Annotated in this window: 16 protein-coding genes, 2 tRNA genes and 3 rRNA genes; 15 read left to right on the top strand and 6 right to left on the bottom strand. The window is 49.0% G+C overall.

What is annotated here, in order from left to right; all coding sequences use genetic code 11:
- Nucleotides 1-77: 77 nt before the first annotated feature.
- The gene (locus tag AACQ84_RS14025) at nt 78-422 is read right to left on the bottom strand and encodes a hypothetical protein (RefSeq protein ID WP_012308379.1); all 345 of its coding nucleotides are present in this window, start codon (nt 420-422) and stop codon (nt 78-80) included.
- 40 nt (nt 423-462) lie between these two features.
- Between AACQ84_RS14025 and AACQ84_RS14020 the strand changes: the two genes are divergently transcribed.
- On the top strand, nt 463-1,380 hold the full coding sequence (locus tag AACQ84_RS14020) for a histone deacetylase family protein (RefSeq protein WP_012308378.1): 918 nt from the start codon (nt 463-465) through the stop codon (nt 1,378-1,380).
- Here the strand turns inward: AACQ84_RS14020 and AACQ84_RS14015 are convergent.
- Complete coding sequence (locus tag AACQ84_RS14015) at nt 1,374-2,513, bottom strand: anhydro-N-acetylmuramic acid kinase (RefSeq protein ID WP_012308377.1); 1,140 nt, start codon at nt 2,511-2,513, stop codon at nt 1,374-1,376. The genes AACQ84_RS14020 and AACQ84_RS14015 overlap by 7 nt on opposite strands.
- Before the next feature lie 140 nt (nt 2,514-2,653).
- On the opposite strand from AACQ84_RS14015, the gene AACQ84_RS14010 reads away from it, so the two are divergent.
- The 7 genes from AACQ84_RS14010 (at nt 2,654) to AACQ84_RS13980 (ending at nt 10,460) form a co-directional block, all read left to right on the top strand.
- A complete protein-coding gene (locus AACQ84_RS14010) occupies nt 2,654-4,405 on the top strand; it encodes an ABC transporter ATP-binding protein (protein WP_012308376.1) in 1,752 nt (583 codons plus the stop codon).
- A 410-nt stretch (nt 4,406-4,815) separates the two neighbouring features.
- Nucleotides 4,816-6,305 (top strand): 16S ribosomal RNA (locus AACQ84_RS14005).
- A 121-nt stretch (nt 6,306-6,426) separates the two neighbouring features.
- A tRNA-Ile gene (locus AACQ84_RS14000) sits at nt 6,427-6,500 on the top strand.
- Between the two features lie 39 nt (nt 6,501-6,539).
- Nucleotides 6,540-6,615: transfer RNA gene (locus tag AACQ84_RS13995), tRNA-Ala, on the top strand.
- A gap of 207 nt (nt 6,616-6,822) precedes the next feature.
- Nucleotides 6,823-9,634: ribosomal RNA gene (locus tag AACQ84_RS13990) — 23S ribosomal RNA — on the top strand.
- Between the two features lie 79 nt (nt 9,635-9,713).
- Nucleotides 9,714-9,831: ribosomal RNA gene (gene rrf, locus AACQ84_RS13985) — 5S ribosomal RNA — on the top strand.
- Together the 16S, 23S and 5S rRNA genes with 2 tRNA genes alongside form the textbook arrangement of a ribosomal RNA operon.
- A 191-nt stretch (nt 9,832-10,022) precedes the next feature.
- Nucleotides 10,023-10,460 (top strand): PPC domain-containing protein, encoded by a 438-nt coding sequence (locus AACQ84_RS13980; RefSeq protein ID WP_012308375.1) that lies wholly within the window; start codon nt 10,023-10,025, stop codon nt 10,458-10,460.
- Here AACQ84_RS13980 and cobS read toward each other — a convergent pair.
- Nucleotides 10,440-11,228: an adenosylcobinamide-GDP ribazoletransferase gene (gene cobS / locus AACQ84_RS13975; RefSeq protein WP_012308374.1), complete on the bottom strand. Its 789-nt coding sequence runs from the start codon at nt 11,226-11,228 to the stop codon at nt 10,440-10,442. The two genes, AACQ84_RS13980 and cobS, sit on opposite strands and share 21 nt — an antisense overlap.
- A gap of 306 nt (nt 11,229-11,534) precedes the next feature.
- Between cobS and AACQ84_RS13970 the strand changes: the two genes are divergently transcribed.
- From AACQ84_RS13970 to AACQ84_RS13960, 3 genes are all read left to right on the top strand, one after another.
- Nucleotides 11,535-11,990 (top strand): hypothetical protein, encoded by a 456-nt coding sequence (locus AACQ84_RS13970; RefSeq protein WP_012308373.1) that lies wholly within the window; start codon nt 11,535-11,537, stop codon nt 11,988-11,990.
- An 81-nt stretch (nt 11,991-12,071) separates the two neighbouring features.
- Complete coding sequence (gene tgt, locus AACQ84_RS13965) at nt 12,072-13,208, top strand: tRNA guanosine(34) transglycosylase Tgt (RefSeq protein WP_086459451.1); 1,137 nt, start codon at nt 12,072-12,074, stop codon at nt 13,206-13,208.
- Between the two features lie 26 nt (nt 13,209-13,234).
- Nucleotides 13,235-13,372, top strand: a complete 138-nt coding sequence (locus AACQ84_RS13960) for a photosystem II reaction center protein K (protein WP_012308371.1) — start codon at nt 13,235-13,237, stop codon at nt 13,370-13,372.
- Between the two features lie 100 nt (nt 13,373-13,472).
- Here AACQ84_RS13960 and AACQ84_RS13955 read toward each other — a convergent pair whose 3' ends face one another.
- Together AACQ84_RS13955 and AACQ84_RS13950 are read right to left on the bottom strand one after the other, a co-directional pair.
- Complete coding sequence (locus AACQ84_RS13955) at nt 13,473-14,033, bottom strand: glutathione S-transferase family protein (protein WP_012308370.1); 561 nt, start codon at nt 14,031-14,033, stop codon at nt 13,473-13,475.
- 43 nt (nt 14,034-14,076) lie between these two features.
- Nucleotides 14,077-14,541: a hypothetical protein gene (locus tag AACQ84_RS13950; protein WP_012308369.1), complete on the bottom strand. Its 465-nt coding sequence runs from the start codon at nt 14,539-14,541 to the stop codon at nt 14,077-14,079.
- 203 nt (nt 14,542-14,744) lie between these two features.
- Here AACQ84_RS13950 and AACQ84_RS13945 point away from each other — a divergent pair, with 203 nt between their 5' ends.
- Both AACQ84_RS13945 and AACQ84_RS13940 read left to right on the top strand, forming a co-directional pair.
- Nucleotides 14,745-15,455 (top strand): hypothetical protein, encoded by a 711-nt coding sequence (locus AACQ84_RS13945; RefSeq protein WP_012308368.1) that lies wholly within the window; start codon nt 14,745-14,747, stop codon nt 15,453-15,455.
- Nucleotides 15,456-15,603: 148 nt separating this feature from the next.
- Nucleotides 15,604-16,569, top strand: a complete 966-nt coding sequence (locus AACQ84_RS13940) for a tyrosine-type recombinase/integrase (protein ID WP_012308367.1) — start codon at nt 15,604-15,606, stop codon at nt 16,567-16,569.
- A gap of 16 nt (nt 16,570-16,585) precedes the next feature.
- On the opposite strand, the gene ald is transcribed toward AACQ84_RS13940, so the two are convergent.
- A complete protein-coding gene (gene ald, locus AACQ84_RS13935) occupies nt 16,586-17,674 on the bottom strand; it encodes an alanine dehydrogenase (RefSeq protein WP_012308366.1) in 1,089 nt (362 codons plus the stop codon).
- A 233-nt stretch (nt 17,675-17,907) separates the two neighbouring features.
- Between ald and AACQ84_RS13930 the strand changes: the two genes are divergently transcribed.
- Nucleotides 17,908-19,455 (top strand): bifunctional aminoglycoside phosphotransferase/ATP-binding protein, encoded by a 1,548-nt coding sequence (locus AACQ84_RS13930; RefSeq protein WP_012308365.1) that lies wholly within the window; start codon nt 17,908-17,910, stop codon nt 19,453-19,455.
- Nucleotides 19,456-19,638: 183 nt separating this feature from the next.
- A complete protein-coding gene (locus AACQ84_RS13925) occupies nt 19,639-19,839 on the top strand; it encodes a hypothetical protein (protein ID WP_030008230.1) in 201 nt (66 codons plus the stop codon).
- Nucleotides 19,840-19,915: the final 76 nt, after the last annotated feature.

The raw sequence follows: 19,915 nt of genomic DNA, 5'->3' as shown, positions 1-19,915 counted from the left end.
AACCGCCCTTTTTTGTGGCTTGTAGAATCCTTAGCTTTTGTCACAAAGGATTTAGGCAGATGAAAAATCCCAGTATGCTAAAGGTTAATTCGGCCAGTGCGCAGCAGTTGGTAACCGGAGGTCATGGAGGCGAGGGAAATAAAGAGTTGCCAGAGACTTACAGGGGTGAGAATCGCACGCCCCCCTGCAAAGATCAAAAGAATTGAGGCCCCAATCAAAATCCAACCCAAGACACGGTTATCTTTGGGGAGAGTGAAGAGGGAAACCACACCACCAGCTAAAGTCATCACCGCTAGATCCGCAGAAATACCGCGCCAAAAAGAGTAACGATAACCACCGGTCGTAAAGAAAATATTTTTACCCAAAAAATAAATGCCCAAGAGGACAAGACCAAGGCCGATCAATTTACCGAGAAATTTCATTGTTTTTTGTTCCTAGCAATGCTTTAGTGTAGCGAATACCATGATTCATCTGATTTATTCTGATCAATTTCTTGACCATGGCACGGGGCGTTCCCACCCAGAAAGCGCACGACGGTTAACGGCGATCGCCCAAGCCCTGAAAGCCGTCTCCTGGGCGAACCAAATTCAGTGGCACGAACCAACAGCGATCGCCTTTCGAGATCCTTTGCCCTGGGTGCGCCAATTGCATGACGACTACTATTTGAAAGAACTGCAAAAATTGGCAGAATCTGGCGGTGGCTATTGGGATCCGGATACTCCTGTTTCACCCCAAAGTTTTGACGTGGCACTTTTGGCGGTCAATGCTTGTTTAGATGGGGTGGATTTAGCGCTTCAAACCAAGGAGCCTGTATTTGCCTTGGTGCGGCCCCCCGGTCATCACGCCACCCGCAGCACAGGGATGGGATTTTGCCTGTTGGGAAATGTGGCGATCGCCGCCCATTATGCCTTGGGTTTAGCGGGCATTAAAAAAGTGGCGATCCTCGATTGGGATGTCCACCACGGCAACGGCACAGAATATTTAGTCGAGGAAAATCCCCAGATTATTTATTGTTCTCTCCATCAGGATCCGGCTTATCCGGGCACTGGCCAGGCTCACCATCATGGTCGCCACCAAAATATTTTAAATATTCCCCTCAAGCCAGGTGCAGATCGAAGGATCTATGTCCAAAAATTCCAGGACGTGGTTTTACCATACTTGCAAGAGTTTCAACCGGATCTGTTAATTGTCAGTGCGGGCTACGATGCCACCGCCAAAGATCCCTTAGCGGGAATGAATCTCCAGCCCCAGGATTACAAAGTTTTTAGCGAATTTTGCCAGCAGTTACCTTGTCCAATCCTGTTTGCCCTAGAAGGGGGCTATCATCTCCAAACCTTGGCAGAATCGGTGGTGGCCACCCTCGAACCCTTTGCTCAGTAAGGACAATGAATTTCTCCCAGCAGAACCGGACATGGCGCCCCCGTCACCTTCGGCAGATTTCCCGGAAATTCTTTGATGCGCCAGTAGGCTAATACCGCAAAGGCGATCGCCTCTTTGGCATCGTGGTTTAAACCCAGGTCGTCGGTACTTCTGACGGGAATCTGATTGCCGAACGCGGCCTGTAAACGTTTTCTAAGATAACTATTGCGGCAGCCACCCCCACAGAGAAAAATTTCATCGGGCAGCTGCGGTAAAAAGAGTTCATAGTTTCGCTGTACCGTTAAGGCTGTAAATTCTGTCAAACTCGCCAACCAATCCGCTTCTGAGAGTTGGAGATCCTGGGCGTCACGCCAGCATTGTTCGAGGAAATCGACACCAAAATATTCCCGACCCGTGGACTTGGGCGGTAGTTGTTCAATGAAAGGATCGGCTAGCCAGCGTTCTACCAAATCTAAATGAGGTGTCCCCTGGGATGCCCAAATGCCATCTTGATCGTAGGCTTGAGCACCGTTGGTTAATTTTTGAATCGCTAAATCTAGGAGTACATTGCCGGGGCCAGTATCCCAACCGATCACGTAATTTTCCCAATCGGTCTGGTTTTTGGGTGGTAAATAAGTAACATTGCCGATGCCCCCCAGGTTTTGAATACAGCGGTGTTTTGTTGGGTCAGCTAGAAGGTAAGCATCAACCTTCGGCACAAGCGGTGCGCCCTGTCCTCCGGCGGCAAGATCGGCCCGACGAAAATTACTGACTGTTTTAAGTTTGGTTTGTTGGGCGATCGCCTCACCACGCCCCAGTTGCCAACTCAAACCCAAGTTGCCGTTGGGGGGACGGTGGAAAATAGTTTGTCCGTGGGAGCCAATTAACTCAGCTTTACCGTAACGTTCCTGGAGTTGCCTCGCCGCAGTGGCAAAACTGTGGGCAATTTCGTCATCGAGGGCCGCAAATTCCAAGGCACTGAGTTTTTCTCCGGCACACACTGCGAGGATTTTTTCCCGGAGTTTAGACGGATAAGAATAGGTTGTAAAGCCGAGTAATTCAATCTCGATGGCGTCAGCTTCCCCTTGAATCTCCACCAGAGCCGCATCAATGCCATCTACCGAAGTGCCGCTCATTAAACCAATTACCCGCATAGATTCTTTCCCCCAAAAGGCGATCGCCACTTTATTATTACCCAACCTTTGAGATGCAGAAATTCTCCATTTCCATGAAGCGTTGGAATCGATCCGTCACAATAGAAGAATTGTCCATGTTTTAGAATCACACACCTGCTATGGCTGCTTCATCTCGCTTGCGCCGACTTCTGGCCTACCTCAAACCCTATCAACGGGACATTTGGCTGGGGATTGGCGCCCTTATCCTCGTTAATGGCCTGGGCGTTTATCTGCCGATTATCCTCAGTAATACAGTAGATTCGCTCCAAACAGATGTCGGTCTAGGCAATTTAACCCGTGCTGTTTTGTTAATGTTGCTCCTCGCCTCAGTCATGTGGGGCATCCGGATGCTCTCCCGCGTGGCGATTTTCGGTGTGGGTCGGCAAGTGGAGTTTGATCTAAAGCAAAAAATTTTCCAACATCTCCTCACCCTAGAGCCCGCATATTTTGCCAGTCAATCCTCCGGAGATTTAATCAACCGGGCCACCAGTGATGTGGATAATGTGCGCCGTCTCCTGGGTTTTTCCGTGCTGAGTTTAGCCAATACGGTGTTTGCCTACGCGATGACCTTACCAGTGATGTTGTCGCTCCATGGCAAGCTCAGTGTGATGGCGATCGCCGTTTATCCAGCCATGTTACTCACGGTACAACTGTTTAGTGGTCGCTTGCGGGACGAACAAAAAGAAGTCCAAGAGGAGCTTTCAGAGCTCAGTCAATTGATCCAAGAAGACATGAGTGGCATTTCTTTGATCAAAATCTATGCCCAGGAAGCCAACGAACGCCAAGCCTTTGACAAGCAAAATCAAAAGTTATTACAAGCCAATCTCGGCCTCGCCCGGATTCGGAATCTCCTCTTTCCAATTATTGAAGGAATTTCCTATATCAGCCTCTTAATCCTGTTGATCTTTGGGACGAGGGCTATTACCGCTGATGAACTGACGGTGGGGAATTTTATCGCCCTCATTTTATTGGTCGAACGATTGGTTGTACCCACAGCTTTATTGGGTTTCACGATTACCTCCTATCAACGGGGTGAGGTGAGTATTGATCGCATTGAAGCCATCCTCGACAATCAACCCCTCATCCAAGACCGCACCACTGCCCATCCTTTGGATCGTCACCAGGTCGAAGGCCAAATTGTTGCTAAGCATCTCTCTTTTACTTACCCCGGTGACAATCGTCCAGCCCTAGATGATCTCAACTTCACCATTAACCCCGGTGAAATTATTGCCATTGTGGGGTCTATTGGGGCAGGGAAATCGACCCTAGCCAATGCTTTGCCCCGTCTAATTGATATCGAACCCGGTCAATTATTCCTCGATGGGCAAGATCTCACTGATATTCGTCTCCAAGATTTACGCCAGGCGATCGCCTATGTTCCCCAAGAAAGCTTTCTCTTCAGCAGCCAAATCCGCGACAACATCGCCTATGGTTTACCCGGTAGTGACCAACCCGAAATTGAATCTTCCGCTCAACAGGCCCAAATTCACCACGAAATTCTGAACTTCCCAAGGCAATACAACACCCTTGTCGGTGAACGCGGCATCACCCTTTCCGGTGGACAACGCCAGCGTAGCTCCCTGGCCCGCGCGTTCATGATTGATGCCCCTGTCCTCATCCTCGATGATGCTCTATCTAGCGTCGATAACAAAACAGCCACCGAAATTCTCGACTACCTCTCCCACTCCCCACAAAACAAAACCGTCATCTTCATCACCCACCAGCTCTCCGCCGCCGCCAAAGGCGATCGCATTTTTGTCATGGATCACGGCAAAATCGTCCAAACTGGCATTCACGAAGAGCTGATTAACCAAGACGGACTATACAAACAACTCTGGGAACAAAACCAACTCGCTGAAATCCTCACCTAATCGAGAGCAAACGTAGGGAGGTGGTTGTCAAATCCAGATTGAGGGGCTTAAGAACTTGAAATTCCAAATTTTTCCAGCCGCCAAACCCCTTGCTCTGAGGGCACTTCAGGAGTTTCCTGTCCAAATACCGAAAAAACTTTCAAAAAAGGTGTTGACATCTCTGGGGAGTGTGGTTAATATAGTTAAGCGCGGTTGAGAGAGACGCACTGAACCGCCGCCCCGAACCGAGACAAAAGAATAGAATTTGAAAGTGACTATCCGCCCCCTTGTTTTAAACAAGATTATAACAAGTGAGCTGGTTGAGATTGAAACAATCGATACCAAGGAACTTAGTTAAGGATAAAGAGAGCCTTAAAAAAACATCTCTTGATAAAGGCGAATGAAAATTCCAAGGAATGAGTAAGGAGTCTAATATGGAGAGTTTGATCCTGGCTCAGGATGAACGCTGGCGGTATGCCTAACACATGCAAGTCGAACGAAGCCTTCGGGCTTAGTGGCGGACGGGTGAGTAACGCGTGAGAATCTGCCTTCAGGACGGGGACAACAGTTGGAAACGACTGCTAATACCCGATATGCCGAGAGGTGAAATCTTTTTTGGCCTGAAGATGAGCTCGCGTCTGATTAGCTAGTTGGTGGTGTAAGGGACCACCAAGGCGACGATCAGTAGCTGGTCTGAGAGGATGAGCAGCCACACTGGGACTGAGACACGGCCCAGACTCCTACGGGAGGCAGCAGTGGGGAATTTTCCGCAATGGGCGAAAGCCTGACGGAGCAATACCGCGTGAGGGAGGAAGGTCTTTGGATTGTAAACCTCTTTTCTCAAGGAAGAATAAATGACGGTACTTGAGGAATAAGCACCGGCTAACTCCGTGCCAGCAGCCGCGGTAATACGGAGGGTGCAAGCGTTATCCGGAATTATTGGGCGTAAAGAGTCCGTAGGTGGTCATGCAAGTCTGCTGTCAAAGCCCACAGCTTAACTGTGGATCGGCGGTGGAAACTGTGTGACTTGAGTACGGTAGGGGTAGAGGGAATTCCCAGTGTAGCGGTGAAATGCGTAGATATTGGGAAGAACACCGGTGGCGAAAGCGCTCTACTGGACCGTAACTGACACTGAGGGACGAAAGCTAAGGTAGCGAAAGGGATTAGATACCCCTGTAGTCTTAGCCGTAAACGATGGATACTAGGCGTTGTCTGTATCGACCCGGACAGTGCCGAAGCTAACGCGTTAAGTATCCCGCCTGGGGAGTACGCACGCAAGTGTGAAACTCAAAGGAATTGACGGGGGCCCGCACAAGCGGTGGAGTATGTGGTTTAATTCGATGCAACGCGAAGAACCTTACCAAGATTTGACATCCCGTGAATCTTGCAGAGATGCGAGAGTGCCTTCGGGAGCACGGAGACAGGTGGTGCATGGCTGTCGTCAGCTCGTGTCGTGAGATGTTGGGTTAAGTCCCGCAACGAGCGCAACCCTCGTCCTTAGTTGCCAGCATTAAGTTGGGCACTCTAGGGAGACTGCCGGGGACAACTCGGAGGAAGGTGGGGATGACGTCAAGTCATCATGCCCCTTACATTTTGGGCTACACACGTACTACAATGGTCGGGACAAAGGGCAGCAACCCCGCGAGGGCAAGCGAATCTCATCAAACCCGGCCTCAGTTCAGATTGCAGGCTGCAACTCGCCTGCATGAAGGAGGAATCGCTAGTAATCGCAGGTCAGCATACTGCGGTGAATCCGTTCCCGGGCCTTGTACACACCGCCCGTCACACCATGGAAGCTGGCAACGCCCGAAGTCGTTACTCTAACCGTTCGCGGAGGAGGGCGCCGAAGGCAGTGCTAGTGACTGGGGTGAAGTCGTAACAAGGTAGCCGTACCGGAAGGTGTGGCTGGATCACCTCCTTTTAGGGAGACCTAACCTACTGAAGTTTGAAAGCAATCAGCAAATAGAACGCAGTAAGGTCATCTCGAAGGTCGTGCGAGGGGGAGAAACGGGAGTCACTTTCAAATTTAGGTTCGTGGACATGGGCTATTAGCTCAGGTGGTTAGAGCGCACCCCTGATAAGGGTGAGGTCCCTGGTTCAAGTCCAGGATGGCCCACTTATCAACCGTTGATAATCATCAATTGTTGATATCAATGGGGGTATAGCTCAGTTGGTAGAGCGCCTGCTTTGCAAGCAGGATGTCAGCGGTTCGAGTCCGCTTACCTCCACCAAAACCACGAAATGATGAAACAAACTCAGCATCAACACCACAGTCTAAAAGAAAAGACAAAAGATGTTGTTGAATGCTGAAAGAAATTTCAGCAAAGCACCTTGAAAACTGCACAAAAAAATATTAGATAGTCGAAATAATAGCTAGGTAGGAAAGTACGAAAGTACAAACAATCCAAAAATAGCCAAGAGTCTGACCTCGAAAAAAAGGTCAAGCTACAAAGGGCTAACGGTGGATACCTAGGCACACAGAGGCGATGAAGGACGTGGTTACCGACGATATACTCCGGGGAGCTGGAAGCAAGCATTGAGCCGGAGGTTTCCGAATGGGGCAACCCTAAATACAGCCATCTGAATATATAGGATGGTATGAGCCAACTCAGCGAATTGAAACATCTTAGTAGCTGAAGGAAGAGAAAGAAAAATCGATTCCCTTAGTAGCGGCGAGCGAAGCGGGAAGAGCCTAAACCAACTGCTTAGGCGGTTGGGGTTGTGGGACAGTGATGTGGACTATAGAGGTTAGACGAAGTAGTTGAAAGCTACACCAAAGAAGGTGAAAGTCCTGTAGTCGAAAATCGAAGTAGCCTAACTGTATCCCGAGTAGGCCGGAGCACGTGAAATTCCGGTTGAATCAGCGAGGACCACCTCGTAAGGCTAAATACTACTGTGTGACCGATAGTGTAAAAGTACCGCGAGGGAAAGGTGAAAAGAACCCCGGGAGGGGAGTGAAATAGAACATGAAACCGTTAGCCTACAAGCAATGGGAGGACGATTTAACGTCTGACCGTGTGCCTGTTGAAGAATGAGCCGGCGACTTACAGGCTGTGGCAGGTTAAGGTGAAAAGCCGAAGCCAAAGTGAAAACGAGTCTGAAAAGGGCGTTAGTCACAGTTTGTAGACCCGAACCCGGGTGATCTAACCATGGCCAGGATGAAGCTTGGGTAATACCAAGTGGAGGTCCGAACCGACTTCTGTTGAAAAAGGAGCGGATGAGCTGTGGTTAGGGGTGAAATGCCAATCGAACCCGGAGCTAGCTGGTTCTCCCCGAAATGTGTTTAGGCGCAGCGGTTGGTTTCCTTGCATGGGGGTAAAGCACTGTTTCGCTGCGGGCTGCGAGAGCGGTACCAAAGTGAGACAAACTAAGAATACCATGTAAAATTCAGCCAGTAAGACGGTGGGGGATAAGCTTCATCGTCGAGAGGGAAACAGCCCAGACCGCCAGCTAAGGTCCCAAAATACTTGCTAAGTGATAAAGGAGGTGGGAGTGCATAGACAACCAGGAGGTTTGCCTAGAAGCAGCAATCCTTGAAAGAGTGCGTAATAGCTCACTGGTCAAGCGCTCCTGCGCCGAAAATGAACGGGGCTAAGCAAGTTACCGAAGCTGCGGACTCGAAAGAGTGGTAGGGGAGCGTTCTATATGGTGTGAAGCATTAGCGGTGAGCAGATGTGGACTGTATAGAAGTGAGAATGTCGGCTTAAGTAGCGAAAATATGTGTGAGAATCACATACCCCGAAACCCTAAGGGTTCCTCCGGAAGGCTCGTCCGCGGAGGGTTAGTCGGGACCTAAGGCGAGGCCGAAAGGCGTAGTCGATGGACATGAGGTTAATATTCCTCAACTCCTGTGTGGGAGCATAACTATGACGCATGAAAGATAGCTACACCCTGAATGGATTGGGAGGAGACTACGGTCTCCGCGTAGTAAAGGATAGTGCCTAGAAAAGCTAGTTATGTGTTGAAAGCACAGGACCCGTACCCGAAACCGACACAGGTAGGGTGGTAGAGTATACCGAGGGGCGCGAGGTAACTCTCTCTAAGGAACTCGGCAAAATTGCTCCGTAACTTTGGGAGAAGGAGTGCCAGCGAGAGCTGGTCGCAGTGAAGAGGCCCAGGCGACTGTTTACCAAAAACACAGGTCTCTGCAAACTCGTAAGAGGACGTATAGGGGCTGACGCCTGCCCAGTGCCGGAAGGTTAAGGAAGTTGGTTAGCTTAGGCGAAGCTGACGACCGAAGCCCCGGTGAACGGCGGCCGTAACTATAACGGTCCTAAGGTAGCGAAATTCCTTGTCGGGTAAGTTCCGACCCGCACGAAAGGCGTAACGATCTGGGCACTGTCTCGGAGAGAGGCTCGGCGAAATAGGATTGTCTGTGAAGATACGGACTACCTGCACCTGGACAGAAAGACCCTATGAAGCTTTACTGTAGCTTGGTATTGGGTTCGGGCTTTGTTTGCGCAGGATAGGTGGGAGACGTTGAGATTACTCTTGTGGGAGTAATGGAGTCACTGGTGAGATACCACTCTAACAAGGCTAGAATTCTAACTTTAAACCGTGAAGCCGGTGAAAGGACAGTATCAGGTGGGCAGTTTGACTGGGGCGGTCGCCTCCTAAATGATAACGGAGGCGCACAAAGGTTCCCTCAGGCTGGTTGGAAATCAGCCATCGAGTGCAAAAGCAGAAGGGAGCTTGACTGCGAGACCTACAAGTCAAGCAGGGACGAAAGTCGGTTTTAGTGATCCGACGGCGCTGCGTGGAAGGGCCGTCGCTCAACGGATAAAAGTTACTCTAGGGATAACAGGCTGATCTCCCCCAAGAGTTCACATCGACGGGGAGGTTTGGCACCTCGATGTCGGCTCATCGCAACCTGGGGCTGAAGTAGGTCCCAAGGGTTGGGCTGTTCGCCCATTAAAGCGGTACGTGAGCTGGGTTCAGAACGTCGTGAGACAGTTCGGTCCATATCCGGTGCAGGCGTAAGAGCATTGAGAGGAGTCTTCCTTAGTACGAGAGGACCGGGAAGGACGCACCGCTGGTGTACCTGTTATCGTGCCAACGGTAAACGCAGGGTAGCCAAGTGCGGAGCGGATAACCGCTGAAAGCATCTAAGTGGGAAGCCCACCTCAAGATGAGTGCTCTCATGGAGTTAATCCAGTAAGGTCACGGGAAGAACACCCGTTAATAGGCATTAGGTGGAAGTGTGGCAACATATGGAGCCGAGATGTCCTAACAGACCGAGGGCTTGTCCTTAAACAGATGGTTAGACTAAGTATTTCGATGAACTAATGAGTATTTTGTGCAGTCTTGAGGGTGTGAGACCACACCACTGCTTGGTGTTTCTAGCATAGTGGGACCACACTGATTCCATCCCGAACTCAGATGTGAAACGCTATAGCGGCGACGATACCTGTGGGGTAGCCTACCGGGAAAATAGCTCAATGCCAAGCTTCTCTCTTTTATGGAAAACTGAATATCTTATTCTTCAACTTTATATTCTAATCAAAGCTCTCAATCTACAGGTTGAGGGCTTTATTTTATTTTGCTTTCTTTCTCCTTTGTAGTGAGTGAAGTCCCATTCCGTTGCTTGGGTAGTGTTGTAGAGTATGAAGAGTAAGCCAATAAGTTGATAGGTATTTGAATGAATCGGATTTACTGGGGTTGTATATTCGGATTTTTTAGTGTTGTAGGGCTGGCAAATCAAGCGATCGCCAATGAGATGATGTATCGACCCCTTGGAATTCGCTCTGGTCAAGAGATTAACCAGCGGCTTTCGGATCAGGATATCCCCACGGGGGAAGGGGGGTTTGCTAGGGATTATGCGATTACTCTCCAAGAGGGCGATCAAGTCGCCATTGACTTGCTTTCGGACGATTTTGATACGATTGTGTTGCTGCTGGCGGCGGATGGTTCGACGATTGCGGAAAATGACGATGCCGCCGACGGTTCAACGAATTCATTACTATTTGTGCGCATTAACGAAACGGGACGCTATATTGTGCGGGTACGGGCCTTTGGGGAAACGGGAAATGGTGATTTTTCGCTCAAAGTAACGCGTCTACAGCCTATTCGCGAGTAAAACGATGCTGACGAGACAAGCGACTTCAGTCCATTCCACAGTGGCACCGTAGGTATCGCCTGCATGACCTTGGAATTTATGACCAAACCAAGTGCTGACAGCGATCGCCACTGCCATAAACCAAAGATTACTGAGCATAACACTCAACCATTGGCTAATCGGCAGGAAAAAGTAGCTCAAAAATATGAATAAGAGCATGGGGCAGATACTCCAGCATAAATCCGGATATAACTGGAACTGTTGCTTGTGGAATGCCCCTTTGCCTTCAGCTTTCAGGTAGGGATAAAAGGCGATCGCCACCACCTGAGACCATCGCCCCCAGGCCGGTATCAACACAAAAAAATACCAAGACTCTAATCCTAAACCTTCGAGGGCAGCGACCTTGAGCAACAGGATTAAGATCCCTGTCATCACCCCAAATGCACCAGAAACACTATCAGCCATCACCGTTAAACGGCGTTTCGGTTCCGTCACCGCTAAACCATCGGCCGCATCCATTGCCCCATCTAAATGTAAGCCTCCCGTCAAACCCAACCAAAAGGCAACTAAAATCGCACTTCTGAGTAAAGTGGGAACCTTTAAACTCTCTAAACCCCAAAAACTCCCCAGTAATATCCCCCCAATAATCAAGCCCACCCAAGGGCACCAACGGGCAATGCGAATAAAACTAGGCTGTACTCCCTTGGGCAGTGGTAACAGCGTGTAAAAAAGAATGGCCCCCAATAGCGATCGCCAAAGCTGTAGCAAGCCTGATAAAAAACGAACCATAAATTGATTGAGATGCTCAGAATTAGATAGATTGTGGGTTTTCAGATGTCAAAATTCAAACCTTAAGTTAAGATTATGGCGAGGCATTGGAAACCGTTAATAAACATCCTCCGCCATAACACCAAGACAATACTGTAAAACCACAGCCTTTGTCCTTGGGTGCTAGCTTTTGTACAAGTAAAATGACAATCGCATATAGGCTCATCCTGATGTGGTGGCGCTCATTTGCTTGCCATGTCTAGGCAGTGTTATGGATGATTTACCTTCAGTCTGTCATATTTTTTTGTTTACCCTTAGTCAATTCCCATGAGTCATCAATGTCATCCCACTTCCTTACCCGCTCCTTGTGTGGTTTCTACCGGTATTCTTGTCAATAAAAGTGACATGAAACGTCTACTCCAAGATCTCGCATGGGTCCGCTATTCCCATTACCTCGATGGCGAAGTGCAAAAACAGGGCGAAGGTTGGATTGTAGAAGTCTTTGATGATGAACAACAGGCTACTTTGGTGGTCAATCAGTCCTTATATCTAAATTTACATAGCTTCGATTACCTTGCCCTGAAACAGGCTGAAACCGATAAGACTTATTTTGAACTCGTGCAGGATAATCGTGTCTTACGTTTGGAGGTGGCAGAAAATCCCCAAACCAATCCTTTCAATACCAAAGCAGTTCCCGAAAGTACTTTAGAAGAGATGGTGACTCAGGTTTTATCGGCCCGCTGGGATGTCCACATGGATGACGATGAAAATTTCAATTTCTAGGTTCTGTTTCCTGAACTCGGTAGAATAAGCGGTGGCTTTTGCTGCCGTTTTTATTTTTTATTGATCTTCGGAACATCATCTGTGAGCCATTTTCATTTTTCGCTGCATAAGGAATGTCGCCATACGAATGCCCGAGTCGGCGTGTTTCATACCCCCCACGGAATTGTGGAAACACCCCGATTTATGCCTGTGGGTACCCTTGCGAATGTAAAAGGCATCACGCCGGATCATTTAGTCCAGGCCCAGGCCCAGATGGTTTTATCAAATACTTACCACCTCCACTTACAACCGGGAGAGGAGATTGTCCAGAAAGCCGGAGGACTGCATCGGTTTATGGCTTGGGAGGGGCCGATCCTCACGGATTCCGGGGGATTCCAGGTTTTTAGTCTCAGTGAAATGCGTAAGATTCGTGAGGAAGGGGTAGTTTTCCGTTCGCCGAAGGATGGACGTTTGATTGATATGACCCCGGAGCGGTCAATCCAGATTCAAAATGCCCTGGGTGCTGATGTGATCATGGCCTTTGATGAATGTCCACCAGGAGATGCGGGCCGGGAGGCAGTGGCGGCGGCAACAGCACGAACCTATCGTTGGCTAGAGCGATGTATTGAAGCCCATGAACGGGACGATCAAGCGTTGTTTGGGATTGTTCAGGGGGGCATTTTCTTAGATTTACGCTCCCAAGCGGTGACAGATTTAACGAAATTAGACCTACCGGGCTATGCCATCGGGGGCGTTAGTGTGGGGGAATCGCCGGAAAATATTCGTAAAGTGGTACAGCATACAGCGCCGCTCCTGCCGAAAAACAAGATTCGTTATTTGATGGGGGTGGGCACCTATCGGGAAATGGCCCAGGCGATCGCCGCGGGGATTGATGTGTTTGATTGTGTGATTCCGACGCGGTTGGGGCGTCATGGTGCGGCCCTGGTGCAAGGCGATCGCTGGAATTTAAAAAATGCCCAGTTTAAAGAAGATTTTCGCCCCTTGGATGAAACTTGTCCTTGTTATACCTGCCAGAATTTCACGCGGGCCTATTTGCACCATTTAATCAAAGCGAAAGAAATGTTAGCCTACATGCTACTTTCTTTACATAACGTTACAGAATTGATTCAATTTACCGTGAGAATTCGTGAATCAATCCTTAGCGATCGCTTCGTGGAAGAATTCGGCGAATGGCTAGAACCCGAACCAACTCATGCTAGGATTGACTGCAAACCATAAGAAAAATCAGTTCAACAAGGAAATATATGGAAGCGGCATTATTACTTGCGAAATTACCTGAGGCCTACTCAATTTTCGATCCCCTCGTGGATGTTTTGCCTCTAATTCCTTTGTTCTTCTTGCTGTTGGCATTTGTATGGCAAGCGGCAGTGGGCTTCAAATAAACACCATTTTTGAATTATTTAAAAAAGAAATTGATTAAGCATCCCCGCAAGGATGCTTTTTTGTTTTTTGCGACTAATTTGTAACTAAATGTAACGAGAATTAACCGCGATTCATAATTGCTTTTTGGAAAGCGGGGCGATCGCCCAATCGTTTTAAGTAGGCTTGTAGGGCTGGGTAGGCGCTGAGATCCACATCTTGAAACATTAAAGGAATGTAGGCGAGGATCGAACCGACGGCCACATCCGCTACCGTAAACGCTTCCCCTAAGAGAAAAGCCGTGTTTTGCAAAATATCATTTAGCGGCTGCAAGTAACGGGCCATAACTTCATTGCGATTTTCAGCCGGGGTGAGTCCCATGGCAAAGGTCGAGTTAGCAAATAACACCCATTGGTAGGCGATCGCCTTATCTGCCGGGGAAGGGCCGAGGTGACCAAATTTTTCTGCGAGGTAGAGCAAAATGGCACCGGATTCAAATAAAGTAACCTCGTCATCGCTTAGGACGGGCACTTTCCCAAAGGGATTTAAGGTAAGGAAATCCGGTTGTTTATGTTCGCCCGCCTGCATATCGAGAAGAACAAATTCATAGTCAGCACCGAGTTCTTCGAGGTACCAACGCACAATTGAGGCACGGCTACGCGCCCCACCGTAGAGTTTTAGCATAGTGTGAGTTTTGTTAGGCCAATAAATTCGTCTACAAATTCATTTAGAGAACTTTGTGGGTATGGGCATGTTGCTTCACATTGTCCTCTGTGTTGACGATATTAACCTGATTAAGGACGCGCTTTTTCGCGGTGGAATGGTTGAACTCCTGGTGGAGTGTCCCTAGGGGGATATGGCCCTGGGCTTCGGGGCGGCGTTTGTAGGTACGGGCGGCGGCGGCGGTGCGTTCTAAAAAGTCATCGGGAATTTGCAGGCGATCGCCTAGGGCTGTGGGTAAGGTGATTTGATCCGCTTGGATAACATCCCCAAGGGGCAGGGCTTGGGCAACTCGATAAGATGTGGGAATTCCTTTTAACAGTGCTTCGAGGGCCGCTGAGGGAATCGGTTCTAGGATAGAAACCGCCTGGGTTTCGCCCTCCTCCCGGACAAAACAACTGGCGACGCCAAAAACACAATAATCGTCACCCGCTAAATGATGGGTCTGAAAAAAATCTTGTAATGTAGGCATAAGAATTTTTACTTACTGAAACTAAATATAAAGATTGAATTTTCCGTTTTGATCCTAACGAGCTTTTGGGGCGTACGAGACAGAAAGAAAGGATTCTTTAATTGCAGCGAGTGATCTCTAATACCCAACCCTTACCTCTGACCATATCCAAGCCTGGGCCAGTATTCTAAGGTGAAACACAAAAAAGTCATGTCTTGATGGTAATGAATTTAAAATTAAACTTTTTTTGGGGATTTTGGCTGCTTTATGTGGGTTCTTTACTCCTTGCCCCTAGTCATTTCCCCTTCGGTGGAGAACCCCTATGGCAACTGCAACCTGAGACTTTGACAGAGGTGAAACAAGAATCGCTTAATTTCTTTTTTGTGCTGCCGATTTTAAATTATTTGGGTTGGCGATCGCCTTTGGCCCCGGTGCTCAATCCTGTAGATGAGGCCCTCTTTAATTTTGCTGTCGCCTGGATGTGGCTTTTTCTGCCAGTAATGGCGAGCGATCGCAAGGGTCAACATCTGCCATACCTCGCCTTCTGGGGTTGCGGGATGTTTCTTACCAATGTTTTTTTGCTGCCCTACATGGCACTCCGACGAGCCATTGCCCCTCAGCCTTTTTTACCTAAACCGTGGTTTACGCGCTTTTTTGCGTGGGTCGGAATCTGCGTCGGCATTATTGCCATTGGTTGGTTTGGTCTAGCTCGTCCTGAATTTGGTCTTCTCGGCGATCGCCTTGATTACTTTCTCTTGCGTCTGGGAGATAGCCGCCTCACCGTCGCCTTCATGGTGGATCTCCTTTGTTTTTGGTTTATCCAAATTTTCCTCATGGGTGATCTCACCGCCAAAGATAGCTTCTGGCAAACCCTACGTTTTGTGCCATTTTTTGGTGTGGCCTGTTGGTTGCTCTTTGACCACCGTTCTTCCTAAAACCTCTTTACTCAGCCCCAATTTGAACGCTTAAGTTGGGGTTGAGACCGCTAATCAATGCTTTTAAAACAAGCTATCGAAAACTGTGATTATCGTAAGCTAAACCGCTAAAATGTAGATTAAATCAAGATTTAAGCGATCGCCGATTATGGAAACATCTCTGGCTAGCCTTGGCCCTTTTTCCGTCCCTGCGGACAATCCGGACATCCTGAGCCAACTCCTTGAAAACCAAAAATCGCCCCACACCTGGCGAGCCTATAAAAAAGATATTCGTGATTTTTTTCGGTTTGTGGCCGATGCCAACGAACCCACACCGCTCCTGGTCGAAGCCTTTCTGAATCTGGAGCAACCCCAGGCCCTCGCCCTCGTCCTGCGCTACAAAAATCATCTACGGGATGTCCGCTGCCTCAAGGAAGCCACCATTAATCGTCGTCTTGCCGCCCTCAAAGCATTGGTTCGTTTGGCGAATCAGTTGGGGCAATGTCGCTATACCCTCGGTGGCATCAAAGGAGAAAAGGTCAGTCGCTATCGGGATACCACTGGGATTTCACAAACTGTTTATCGACAAATTTTAAAAATTCCTAACCAGAAGACCATTAAGGGCAAACGTGATTACGCTATTTTGAGATTGCTTTGGGATAATGCGCTGCGGCGTAATGAAATTGTCCAAACCAACTTAGAAGATTTAGACCTCGAACGGCGATCGCTCGCAATTTTAGGTAAGGGAAAAGGCCGCCAAAAACAATGGGTGACACTCTCTGCCGCAACGATTGCAGCTCTAAAGGCTTGGTTAGCTGTCCGCCCTGGATCTAAAAATAAAATTCAGCCACTATTTGTTGCCCTTGATCGCGCTCACCTGGGCCACCGTCTCACGGGGACAGCTATTTACCAGTTAGTCCGAAACACAGCCAAGGCCGCAGGCGTCACAAAATTATTATCACCCCACCGCATTCGTCACTCTGGGATTACGGCGGCCCTTGATGCGACTAATGGAGACGTGCGTAAGGTGCAAAAATTTTCTCGTCATGCCGACCTCAATACCTTGATGATTTATGATGACAACCGCAGGGATCTCCAAGGGGAAATTACAGATCTCTTGGCAAATCTGATTTAGCAATCCCCCGAAACATTTAGTCGGCTAAATCGGGAAAGACTTCTCGCACCGAAGGGTGGACTAAACGCCGCTCGGCAATATTTAATCCTTGGGCGATCGCCGGATTTTGTTTAATCGCTCCCAAACCTTGATTGGCCAGTTGGAGAACGTAGGGCAAAGTGCTGTTATTGAGGGCTTGGGTTGCTGTCCAGGGTACGGCCCCCGGCATATTGGGCACCCCAAAATGGACAACTCCTTCTTCGAGATAGGTGGGGGCACTGTGACTGGTGGGCCGCAGGGTTTCGATGCAGCCCCCTTGGTCTACAGCCACGTCAATAATGACAGAACCCCGTTTCATCTGTTTGACTGCGGCACGGGACACGAGAATTGGTGCACGTTTGCCCGGTAAAAGCACGGCCCCAATTACCAGATCGGCGAGGGGTAACCAGCGTTGAATTTGGGTCGGTGTGCTGTAGAGTAGCTCCACTCGGGAGCCAAATAGTGCTTCTAAATCACTGAGGCGATCGACGTTAATGTCGAGGATCTGTACCTGGGCCCCAAGACCCACGGCCATTTTTGCTGCTTCGGTGCCGACGGTCCCCCCACCAAGAATCATCACACGACCCGGCCCAACGCCAGGGACACCTCCGAGTAAAACGCCTCTGCCGCCCTGCTGTTTTTCGAGATAGCGCGCCCCAAACTGCACGGCCAAGCGCCCAGCGATAACACTCATCGGCGCAAGGAGTGGTAAATGACCTTTGCCGTCGGTGACCGTTTCGTAGGCGATCGCCGTCACGCCCGATCGCATTAAATTTTCTGTGAGCTGGCGATCAGCCGCTAAATGGAGATAGGTAAATAGGATTTGACCAGGGCGCAACGAGCCATATTCTGAGGGGAGCGGTTCTTTGACTTTAACGACCATGTCTTGTTCCCAGGCGATCGCCGCCGTAGAAACAATTTCGGCTCCGGCCTGTTGGTATTCCGCATCCGTAAATCCAGAACCGAGGCCCGCCCCCGTTTCAATCAAAATATGATGACCCGCACTGGCGAGGACTTGCACACTGCTCGGTGACAAACCAACCCGAAATTCTTGGTCTTTGATTTCCTTGGGGACACCGATTTTCATCCTCAACGCCTCTATGTTTTGTCTTGGGATCTGTGCTTTTCATTTAAGGACTTTTTTGAGGCCCTGTCAGCACCTACTCCCCAAACGACACAAATTCAACTTGAACCAAGCATTGCTTCATAAAAAGACTAAATTAACTTAGACAAAATAGTAGCGATTCAGACTCTGGGCAAAGGTAACCAGAGCAAGATGGCACAATAAACCTCAATATCTTCTACGGTGAAATTTTTTAGATGTCCCATTCGATCTCTGCCTTGATTGAAGCGCTACAACAGCCAGCGCTGTATCCCCACCCGACCCAGGAGGCGATCGCCTTAGTGCAAACCCATGTGTCCTACGTGTTTTTAACTGGGGACTATGCCTACAAACTAAAAAAAGCAGTTAATTTTGGCTTCCTGGATTTTTCGACTCTAGACAAACGTCAACATTTCTGCGAAGTAGAATTGGAGCTAAATCGTGCCCTGGCTGCTGACCTGTACCTAGAAGTGCTGCCCATTACCTATGACGGCCAAACCTACGCCTTTGACGGGGCGGGAGAAGTGGTGGAATATGCCGTGAAAATGCGTCAATTCCCCCAGGAAAATCTGTTGAGTGAGATGTTTACAGCAGGCACTCTTACCGAAGATCACATGGTGCAACTGGGAAAAGCTGTCGCTGATTTCCATCAACAGGCAACTACCAACGACTACATTCTGAGCTTTGGGGAAATTGCCAAAATCCGTCAGGCCATTGATGAAAACTACGCCCAAACGGCCAAATATATTGGCACCGTCCAGACCCAAGACCGCTTCGAGCAAACCAAACAATTTACAGATAATTTCTTTGCTAGCCGGGAGGAAATTTTTGCCAAACGCCGCCGCGAAGCAAAAATCAAAGAATGCCATGGCGATCTGCACCTGCGCAATATTTGTTTTTGGCAAGATCAGATTCAACTATTTGACCGCATCGAATTCAATGAGCCTTTCCGGTTCGTCGATACCATGTATGACGTGGCTTTTACGGTGATGGATTTAGATGCGCGGGGGGCCAGGGAGCTGGGGAATGCTTTTCTCAATACCTATGTCGAACGTACTGGAGATTGGGAAGGACTCCAGGTTTTACCCCTCTACCTGAGTCGCCAGGCCTATGTGCGGGCGAAAGTGACTTCATTTCTTTTGGATGATCCGGCGATCGCCCCTGAAGCAAAAATCCAGGCTGCGGCGATCGCATCAGATTACTACGATCTAGCTTGGCGCTATACCCAACGCCCCCAGGGAAAAGTGATTGTGATGTGTGGTTTATCCGGTGCTGGCAAATCAACGGTGGCCCGGGCGGCAGCTCGCCAATGGAATGGAATTCAACTGCGCTCCGATGCTGTGCGTAAACATTTAGCAGGCTTATCTTTAGAAGCAAAAGGCGATGACCGCCTCTACAGTGAAGCGATGAATGAACAAACCTATGCTCGCCTACAAGAGCTTGGTTTACTGTTGGCAAAACAGGGTTTTACGGTCATCCTCGATGCCAAATATGACAAACTTGTCTATCGTAAAAATGTGATTAAAGTCTGTGCTGACCAGGGTATCCCCTTAGAAATTTTCCACTGTCAGGCACCGTTGCCAATTTTGGCCCAGCGGTTAACGACCCGCACCAACGATATTTCTGATGCGACAGCAGATCTGCTCACGAGCCAACAGGAACATTTTGAATCCTTTATCCTAGAGGAACATCCCCTGGTTAAAAACCTGGATACCACCCAGACTCCCGCCGCAATTATGGCCCAACTGGCTGAGGAACCTGTTTAAGTCAAAGCAACTGCTGAGAGAAAGGAAAAGGCGATCGCCCACTTGGGTTGAAATATTACGAAAAGTTAACACTTCCGCATATTTCTCTCTCACCCCGTAACAAATCCCACGGAAACCCTGGGTTATTTCCCCAAAATAATAGTCATAAATACTCATTGACTATTGCGAGTAAGGAGTAAAACCATGCAAACAGCAGGACAAATGACCTGGAGTCCCAACGGTGGCGCATCGGAAGGGGTACTACATCTTAGGTTGAAAGCCTTTGATCCCTGGCGTCCCTATACGGAGTTTCCGGAATTTTACAAACCCGATTTTCCGTCCACCTCTGCGGGGTACGCCACCTTTCTTTCCCTCATTCGCAATCAGTGGCAGTACGTGAAGTAGGGCCGCGCCTGGGTAAGGCGATCGCCCTTGCCTTGCCCAGGATTACAAGAAAATGTAACAATATATAAACTAAGCA

Source organism: Picosynechococcus sp. PCC 7002 (genome assembly GCF_963860125.1).
In the GTDB taxonomy this organism is placed as follows: Bacteria; Cyanobacteriota; Cyanobacteriia; order Cyanobacteriales; family MRBY01; genus MRBY01.
This window is presented reverse-complemented; position numbering and strand designations above follow the sequence as displayed.

Bases quoted from the DNA above. Each gene is read 5' to 3' on its own strand.
- AACQ84_RS13930 (WP_012308365.1), top strand. From the start codon at position 17,908: ATGTCCCATTCGATCTCTGCCTTGATTGAAGCGCTACAACAGCCAGCG.
- cobS (WP_012308374.1), bottom strand. From the start codon at position 11,228: ATGGTTCGTTTTTTATCAGGCTTGCTACAGCTTTGGCGATCGCTATTG.
- AACQ84_RS13960 (WP_012308371.1), top strand. From the start codon at position 13,235: ATGGAAGCGGCATTATTACTTGCGAAATTACCTGAGGCCTACTCAATT.
- AACQ84_RS13970 (WP_012308373.1), top strand. From the start codon at position 11,535: ATGAGTCATCAATGTCATCCCACTTCCTTACCCGCTCCTTGTGTGGTT.
- AACQ84_RS13955 (WP_012308370.1), bottom strand. From the start codon at position 14,033: ATGCTAAAACTCTACGGTGGGGCGCGTAGCCGTGCCTCAATTGTGCGT.
- AACQ84_RS14020 (WP_012308378.1), top strand. From the start codon at position 463: ATGATTCATCTGATTTATTCTGATCAATTTCTTGACCATGGCACGGGG.
- AACQ84_RS13925 (WP_030008230.1), top strand. From the start codon at position 19,639: ATGCAAACAGCAGGACAAATGACCTGGAGTCCCAACGGTGGCGCATCG.
- AACQ84_RS13945 (WP_012308368.1), top strand. From the start codon at position 14,745: ATGAATTTAAAATTAAACTTTTTTTGGGGATTTTGGCTGCTTTATGTG.
- AACQ84_RS14015 (WP_012308377.1), bottom strand. From the start codon at position 2,513: ATGCGGGTAATTGGTTTAATGAGCGGCACTTCGGTAGATGGCATTGAT.
- AACQ84_RS13950 (WP_012308369.1), bottom strand. From the start codon at position 14,541: ATGCCTACATTACAAGATTTTTTTCAGACCCATCATTTAGCGGGTGAC.
- AACQ84_RS13980 (WP_012308375.1), top strand. From the start codon at position 10,023: ATGAATCGGATTTACTGGGGTTGTATATTCGGATTTTTTAGTGTTGTA.
- AACQ84_RS14025 (WP_012308379.1), bottom strand. From the start codon at position 422: ATGAAATTTCTCGGTAAATTGATCGGCCTTGGTCTTGTCCTCTTGGGC.
- AACQ84_RS14010 (WP_012308376.1), top strand. From the start codon at position 2,654: ATGGCTGCTTCATCTCGCTTGCGCCGACTTCTGGCCTACCTCAAACCC.
- AACQ84_RS13940 (WP_012308367.1), top strand. From the start codon at position 15,604: ATGGAAACATCTCTGGCTAGCCTTGGCCCTTTTTCCGTCCCTGCGGAC.
- ald (WP_012308366.1), bottom strand. From the start codon at position 17,674: ATGAAAATCGGTGTCCCCAAGGAAATCAAAGACCAAGAATTTCGGGTT.